This window comes from Bordetella genomosp. 7, assembly GCF_002261415.1.
Taxonomy (GTDB): domain Bacteria; phylum Pseudomonadota; class Gammaproteobacteria; order Burkholderiales; family Burkholderiaceae_B; genus Bordetella_A.
Genome location: NZ_NEVI01000005.1, coordinates 199,762 through 206,200 on the forward strand (window position 1 = coordinate 199,762; position 6,439 = coordinate 206,200).

Here is a 6,439-nt window from a genome sequence, read left to right on the forward strand (position 1 = left end):
GAGAAACAGTCGCTGGGCATGTTAACGCAGGCTTGCCTGCTTCAGTGTCTGGAATTCATGCGAAGCGGGGCGGGATGTAACGGATGGTGGCGGGCAGGGCGCCCGCGCCGTGTTGGGCGCGGGGCTGCAGAGCGGCAGCGCCGGGCGCGATGTCCAGGCGCGGCGGCGGGAGGCTAGTGTTTGCCGCCCAGCATCGAATCGCGGGCCTGTTCCGCCCGCGACGCGCCGATTGCCGTCTCGACCTTTTTCACCTCTTCCGGCGGCGGCAGTACCGCGGGCAGGCCCAGCGATTCGATCCACAGCTCGCGGGTCCAGCCCTTGGTGTGATACAGGTGGTGGTCTTCGTCCTGTTCCACCGCTTCAAAAGCCTGTTTCAGTATTTTGGCGCGTTCGCCGCTGGTCTTTTCGGCCAGCATGCCGATCAGTTCCCAGTTCAGGTGGTCCTTCGTCTCTGCCAGCACGACGCACTCAGCGGCCACCAGCTGCGCGGCGGCCGGGTCGCCCTGCGACTTGGCCATCTCAATGGCCTGCACCAGCGATTGCCCGTGGTGAGCCACGATCTCGCGCGACGGCACGGGCGCTTCGGGGTCGAGCCCCAGTTGCTCGAAAACTGTCAGCAGGACCTGGCGGTGGATGCTGGTTTCTTCCAGATAGCCTTCCCATTCTTCCTTCAGGTCGTCATTGATGGCACAGCTGATGGCGGCCTCATATACCTTGATTCCACCCATCTCGGTTTCCAGGGCCTGATAAAGCAGGTCGTTGATCTGGTCTGTTTTGGCGGCATGTGCTTTGGCCATGGCGGGTTCTCCACGAATTTGTCGATAATGCCTGCGCCGCGCGCAGGGGCCGACCGCCACGCAAGCGGCGTGCCCGGCAGGCAAGCGACGTGCCGGAGCCTTCCCCGGTCACCGTAGATCGCATCGGTTCGGCGAGTTCATCTGCTTGGATTGCCGCCGGAACACACCCCTCATGCCGTCGATATTGATACGCTTTCCTTAGTAATTCCGGGCGCTATACTCGTGTGCTGGAACAATCATGCCCAGGTGCGATGTGCGTCGAATCGTGGGTGATCCATTAGGTGTACACCATGCCCAAGAAAGCTGTCATTGCGTTGTTGGCTGTCGTGGCGGCAGGCTGCTCCGGCGGGGCGCCTGATGATGAACAGGTCAAGCAGGCGCTCTATGACCATTACGCCACCGCGCAGGGCGGAGCCAAGCTTCGCAAGGCGCTGGATCAAGGGGTTGGCGTAAGCGATTGCCAAAAAGCCGGCGAACAATACCGGTGCCTGGTCGAGAATAAAGCGCTGGGGTCCACGATCCCCATGGTCTTTGCTTACGACCCCGCACAGAAAAAATGGACGTTCGTCCGGGAAGATCGCAACTGATTGCCCACGCCGTATACGGCATTGCGCTCTTGGGAAAACCGGCCGTTGGGCCTGGCTAAAGCGGGGGCAGGGTAACGTCGCGGATTACGGGAAGCGACGGGCTGGGCTGGTGCACCCACCCGGAATCGAACCGGGACGCCTTGCGGCGAGGGATTTTAAGTCCCTTGCGTCTACCAATTTCGCCATGGGTGCGGAGATATGGCTGGCGGAAGCGGTGGGATTCGAACCCACGAAGGGCGCAAACCCTTGCCGGTTTTCAAGACCGGTGCCTTCAACCGCTCGGCCACGCTTCCGTCTTGTGTCGGCGGTATGGTACCGCGACCGGACGTTCCAACCGTGGCCATCTTCAATGGCGGGTTTGGAACTTCCGTAAAGGGCAGCATAATAATCCATTTGAGCCAGGAGGCGAGACATGCGAGCTATAGAAATATCCCAGCCCGGCGGCCCTGAAGTACTTGTGCCCGCCGAGCGCCCCATGCCCGAGCCTGGCCCGGGCGAAGTCCTGATCAAGGTGGCGGCGGCCGGCATCAACCGGCCCGACGTGTTCCAGCGCAAGGGCAACTATGCGCCCCCGCCGGGCGCTTCCGATCTGCCGGGCCTGGAAGTGGCGGGCGAGATCGTCGGCGGCGATGCCGCGGCGGCAGGCTTTGCCGTGGGCGACAAGGTATGCGCGCTGGTGGCCGGCGGGGGCTACGCCGAATACTGCGTGGCGCCGGCCGTGCAATGCCTGCCCATTCCGCGCGGCCTGACGGAGATCGAAGCAGCCGGCCTGCCCGAAACCTACTTCACGGTGTGGAGCAATGTGTTCGACCGCGGCGCCCTGCAAGCCGGCGAGACCTTGCTGGTGCATGGCGGAGCCAGCGGCATTGGCACCACGGCCATCCAGTTGGCGCGGGCCATGGGTCACACCGTGTACGCCACCGTGGGCAGCGACGAGCGCGCGCGCGCGGTCGAAGCCCTGGGCGCGGCGCGCGGCATCAACTACAAGACGCAGGATTTCGTCCAGGAAGTCCGCGACGCCACCGGCGGCGCGGGGGTCAATGTGATCCTGGACATGGTGGCCGGCGAATACATCAACCGCAATCTCAAGTGCCTGGCCGACGATGGCCGCATTGTCATCATTGCCTTGCTGGGCGGTGCGCGCGCCGAGGTCGACGGCAACCAGATCCTGCGCCGCCGGCTCACGATCACCGGCTCCACGCTGCGACCGCGCCCCGTGGAATTCAAGGGCGCCATCGCAAGGTCCTTGCGCAAACATGCCTGGCCCCTGCTCGAGGCGGGCAGCATCAAGCCCGTGGTGCACGCCACCTTTCCGCTCGAACAGGCATCGGCGGCCCACGCCATGATGGAAGCGGGCGAAAACATCGGCAAGATCATCCTGACGGTGTAACAGAGGGGCGCCGGGGGCAGCGGTTTGGCCGGTAAACAGGATACAATCTTTGGTTTGACCCGGATTTCGTCCGGGCCCATTCCAAACACTGTTGCGCCATGACCTCTGTTGAAGACCGCGCCCGTCTCGTGCTGGGCAACTGGAAGATGCACGGTAGCCTGGCCGAAAACGCCGCGTTGCTCCAAGCCCTGCGTGCGGCCGACCCGGCCGCACATTGCGAAATCGGGGTCTGCGTGCCGTTTCCCTACCTGGCCCAAACGGCCGAGGCCCTGCAAGGCAGCGCGGTTTCCTGGGGCGCGCAAGACGTCAGCGCGCATGCCAAGGGCGCCTACACGGGCGAAGTCTCGGCGGCCATGCTGCAAGAGTTCGGGTGCCGCTGGGCGCTGGCAGGGCATTCCGAGCGCCGCAGCCTGCACGGCGAAACCGACCAGGTCGTGGCCGACAAGGCCAGTGCCGCGCTGCAAGCCGGGCTGACTCCGGTGGTATGCGTGGGCGAGTCGCTGGCCGAACGCGAAGGCGGCGACACCCTGGGTGTCATCGAACGCCAGCTCGAGCCCATCCTGGCGCTGGGCGCCGATGCGCTGTCGCGCATGGTGCTGGCTTATGAACCCGTCTGGGCCATCGGTACCGGCCGCACCGCCACGCCCGAGCAGGCCCAGGAAGTCCACGGCGCCATCCGCGTCGCCCTGCGTGGGCTGGGCGCGGGCCAGGTGCGCGTGCTGTACGGCGGCAGCGTCAAGGCTGCCAATGCCGCTTCCCTGTTTGCCATGACCGACATCGACGGCGCCCTGGTGGGCGGCGCATCGCTGGTGGCCGAAGAATTCTTGCGCATCGCCGCTATATAAGTTTCCCCCGGAGTCTTAAATGTCTATGACCCTTACTCTCTTGCTGGTCGTGCAGGTGCTGTCGGCCCTGGCGATCATCGTCCTGGTCCTGCTGCAGCAGGGCAAGGGCGCCGACATGGGCTCGGCTTTCGGCAGTGGTTCTGCCGGCAGCCTGTTCGGCGCCACCGGGGCGGCCAACTTCCTGTCGCGCACCACCAAATGGGCCGCGGTCGTGTTCTTTGCCAGCACGCTGGGCCTGGCCTACCTCAGCCACAAGGGGTCGCAGCCTTCCGGCGCGATGGAATCCGGCGTGATGCAAGACTTCCCGGCCGATCGTTCCGTGCCGCAGGCGCCCGGCGCCGGCGCCGGTGGCGGTTCCTCGGTGCCGCAAACCCCGCCTGCACAGCCTGACGCATCGGTGCCCCAGGCGCCTGCCCCCGCTGCCCAGCCGCAGCCGGAATCCCAGCCGGCCGAAGTTCCGGCCGCGCCGGCGCAGCCCGATACGCCCAAGCCCGCACAGTAAGCGCGCCGCGCGCTGGCGAACGCCACATCAAACCCGCAGTGCCGCAGGGCGCTGCGGGTTTTTTCGTGCCGGCGTTTCGCGTCGCCAGCAGGGCGGGGCGCGGGCTGCGCGCCTTCAACCCTCCGTTCAGGCCGCCGCGTGTTCCCTGGCCAGCAAGTCCGGCAGGTCGTGCATATCGTGGAAGACATGCGCCACGCCTGCTTGCAGCAATGCCTGTGTGCTGTCATGGCCCGGGCCGCCCGGGCTATAGCCGAACACGGTTGCGCCGGCGGCCACGCCCGCCGTGGCCCCGGTGACCGTATCTTCGATCACCGCACAGCGCCGCGGGTCCACGCCCAGCGCCTGCGCCGCAGCCAGATACACATCGGGCGCAGGCTTGTTGTTCGCCAGCGCCTGGCCGCTGAAGTAGCGTCCCGCGAAGTACTCGTACAGCCCGATCTTGCGCAGCTGCAGCTCGATCTTGGGAAAATCCGCGCCGGACGCCACCGCGATGCGTCCGTCCAGCAACTGGTGCAGGGCGCGCACTGCCTGCGGCGCGCCGTCGATGGCCTGTACATCTGTTTCCAGCTCGCGGTTGCGCCGCGCACGGAACTGATCCAGCCAGTCGGGTGTAATGGCATAGCCGGTGCGCGCCTGGATCAAGGGAGCCTCGTCGCTTACCGTCTTGCCCACAAAAATGCGCAGCGCATCTTCTGGCGTAAGCGGCCATCCCAGCTCGCCCAGCATGGCTGCCAGCACACGGGCCGTAATGGGTTCGGAATCGACCAGCACGCCATCGCAGTCAAACAGCACGGCGTCGAAACGTAAAACAGTCATGGGGTGTCTGCAAAAAGTCACAATCCGGCCAGTGTAAAGGGCCGACGATTCAGCCGAGTAGCCATTGCAGTGAATGGCCCGGGGGATCATGGTACAATTTTGGACTTTGCTGGAACAGCCAAACAAGGCCGTTCCGGTCAGCAGGCGCCTGGTGCGCCTGGCATGCCCAGCCGACGTGGTGGAATTGGTAGACACGCTATCTTGAGGGGGTAGTGGCGAAAGCTGTGCGAGTTCGAGTCTCGCCGTCGGCACCAAGACATAAAATCAGACCGTTTCAGAACGACTGATGAAGTACCTGAAACCCGGCTCTACCCCGTTAACGGGGGATGGTCTGTCGCTAGACACGGTTGATCACACCGTTCCAACCGCACTGGGCCAAGACTCTCAAGCGGTAATTCTCGAAGTTCCTGAACCCGTACGCTCGGCGTGAGAGCATCTCCATTTTAGTGTGGAAGCCTTCGGTGATGCCGTTGGACTTGGTGAAGCGCCACATCCGCACAATAGGCTCCAGCCATGATCTGAGCGTCTGAGCCAGTGCTCTAGCCGGACTTTGCTCGAACTGGTCGATCAACGCGAGGAACCGGGGCATCATCTTCTGGGCTCGCTTTCGTTTCAGGCTCTTCATCACCAACAAGCCATTCAATTGTTGCTTGGCGAAGTACAGCGCCCGCAGCACCGGCTCTTGAGCCAGGTAGCGATGCAGATTCTCCTTCTGCACGGCAGTCAGCCTCCAGTGATGACGACGCATCAGGCTGAGCAAGCCGCGGTTCTTGCGGCCTTCGGGGTCATACTGCTGCCACAGCTTCAGAAAGTGCTGGTTTACCAAGCGCACCACATGGAAGCGGTCGGCCACGATCATGGCATTGGGGAAGTACTGCTGAGCGATGCGACGGTACGTTTCCGACAGATCCATCACGATCACCCGCACGTTCTCCTTGCCGGGCAAACGCTTCAGATAGCTGCGCAGGCTTGCCTCCGAGCGGCCCAGCACGACGTCGAACACCTTGTGATTCTTCAGGTCCACCAAGGTCGTGGCATAGCCGAGCTTGCGGCTGAAGAAGTGTTCATCGATGCCCAGGACCTGGGGGCAGCTGCGACCGGAAAGCTCCGAGGCCCGCCGCTTCACAAACGACTGATACCAGCGTTCGACTGTCGCGCTGCCGATGCCGTGGGTGTGGGTCAACTTGCGCTGACTGACGCCGCCCTCGTGCGCTTCGAAGACCTCCAGCCGGAAGACCTCCGTGGCACGTAGCCGCGGGCGAATGCCGGCAAACTGATGCCGGAAATAGCGATTGCAATCCATGCAGTGGTACTTGGGAACGCTCAGGTGCAGTACCACCAGCTTATTGCCCTGTCGCGTGTGCTTGAGCGTGCGTGACCTGCCCCCAGACTTAGTACGGCACCGACATAGAGTCCAGGGTTAAAAACCGTTGTTGTCGATGCGCCTGAGCAAACTGCTCCGGCGTTAAGTATCCCAGCGCGCTATGCGGGCGTTCGGTGTT

At 63.9% G+C, this 6,439-nt stretch carries 6 protein-coding genes, 3 tRNA genes and 1 pseudogene; 5 read left to right on the top strand and 5 right to left on the bottom strand.

Going from position 1 to position 6,439, the window contains the following annotated elements:
- Positions 1-173 precede the first annotated feature (173 nt).
- Positions 174-797 (bottom strand): hypothetical protein, encoded by a 624-nt coding sequence (locus tag CAL18_RS03710; RefSeq protein ID WP_094817353.1) that lies wholly within the window; start codon positions 795-797, stop codon positions 174-176.
- Positions 798-1,087: 290 nt separating this feature from the next.
- Between CAL18_RS03710 and CAL18_RS03715 the strand changes: the two genes are divergently transcribed.
- Complete coding sequence (locus CAL18_RS03715) at positions 1,088-1,384, top strand: hypothetical protein (RefSeq protein WP_094817354.1); 297 nt, start codon at positions 1,088-1,090, stop codon at positions 1,382-1,384.
- Between the two features lie 107 nt (positions 1,385-1,491).
- On the opposite strand, the gene CAL18_RS03720 is transcribed toward CAL18_RS03715, so the two are convergent.
- Positions 1,492-1,576, bottom strand: a tRNA-Leu gene (locus CAL18_RS03720).
- 11 nt (positions 1,577-1,587) lie between these two features.
- Positions 1,588-1,677 (bottom strand) — tRNA-Ser (locus CAL18_RS03725).
- Positions 1,678-1,796: 119 nt separating this feature from the next.
- Here CAL18_RS03725 and CAL18_RS03730 point away from each other — a divergent pair.
- The 3 genes from CAL18_RS03730 (at position 1,797) to secG (ending at position 4,121) form a co-directional block, all read left to right on the top strand.
- Positions 1,797-2,774 carry an NAD(P)H-quinone oxidoreductase gene (locus CAL18_RS03730; RefSeq protein WP_026638387.1) on the top strand — a complete coding sequence of 326 codons (978 nt, stop codon included), beginning with the start codon at positions 1,797-1,799 and terminating at the stop codon, positions 2,772-2,774.
- A gap of 98 nt (positions 2,775-2,872) precedes the next feature.
- Entirely contained in the window at positions 2,873-3,619 is a 747-nt protein-coding gene (gene tpiA / locus CAL18_RS03735; RefSeq protein ID WP_026638386.1) for a triose-phosphate isomerase, read from the top strand.
- 19 nt (positions 3,620-3,638) lie between these two features.
- Positions 3,639-4,121 (top strand): preprotein translocase subunit SecG, encoded by a 483-nt coding sequence (gene secG / locus CAL18_RS03740; RefSeq protein ID WP_094817355.1) that lies wholly within the window; start codon positions 3,639-3,641, stop codon positions 4,119-4,121.
- A 126-nt stretch (positions 4,122-4,247) separates the two neighbouring features.
- Here the strand turns inward: secG and CAL18_RS03745 are convergent, their stop codons facing one another.
- A complete protein-coding gene (locus tag CAL18_RS03745) occupies positions 4,248-4,937 on the bottom strand; it encodes an HAD family hydrolase (RefSeq protein ID WP_094817356.1) in 690 nt (229 codons plus the stop codon).
- A 169-nt stretch (positions 4,938-5,106) separates the two neighbouring features.
- Here CAL18_RS03745 and CAL18_RS03750 point away from each other — a divergent pair.
- Positions 5,107-5,191, top strand: a tRNA-Leu gene (locus CAL18_RS03750).
- Between the two features lie 83 nt (positions 5,192-5,274).
- Here CAL18_RS03750 and CAL18_RS03755 read toward each other — a convergent pair.
- Positions 5,275-6,333: pseudogene (locus CAL18_RS03755) on the bottom strand (ISL3 family transposase); the annotation flags it as partial.
- Positions 6,334-6,439: the final 106 nt, after the last annotated feature.

What these genes read in the sequence shown, in the direction of transcription:
- CAL18_RS03710 (WP_094817353.1), bottom strand. Translation starts at nt 797, where the DNA reads ATGGCCAAAGCACATGCCGCCAAAACAGACCAGATCAACGACCTGCTT.
- CAL18_RS03715 (WP_094817354.1), top strand. Translation starts at nt 1,088, where the DNA reads ATGCCCAAGAAAGCTGTCATTGCGTTGTTGGCTGTCGTGGCGGCAGGC.
- CAL18_RS03730 (WP_026638387.1), top strand. Translation starts at nt 1,797, where the DNA reads ATGCGAGCTATAGAAATATCCCAGCCCGGCGGCCCTGAAGTACTTGTG.
- CAL18_RS03745 (WP_094817356.1), bottom strand. Translation starts at nt 4,937, where the DNA reads ATGACTGTTTTACGTTTCGACGCCGTGCTGTTTGACTGCGATGGCGTG.
- secG (WP_094817355.1), top strand. Translation starts at nt 3,639, where the DNA reads ATGTCTATGACCCTTACTCTCTTGCTGGTCGTGCAGGTGCTGTCGGCC.
- tpiA (WP_026638386.1), top strand. Translation starts at nt 2,873, where the DNA reads ATGACCTCTGTTGAAGACCGCGCCCGTCTCGTGCTGGGCAACTGGAAG.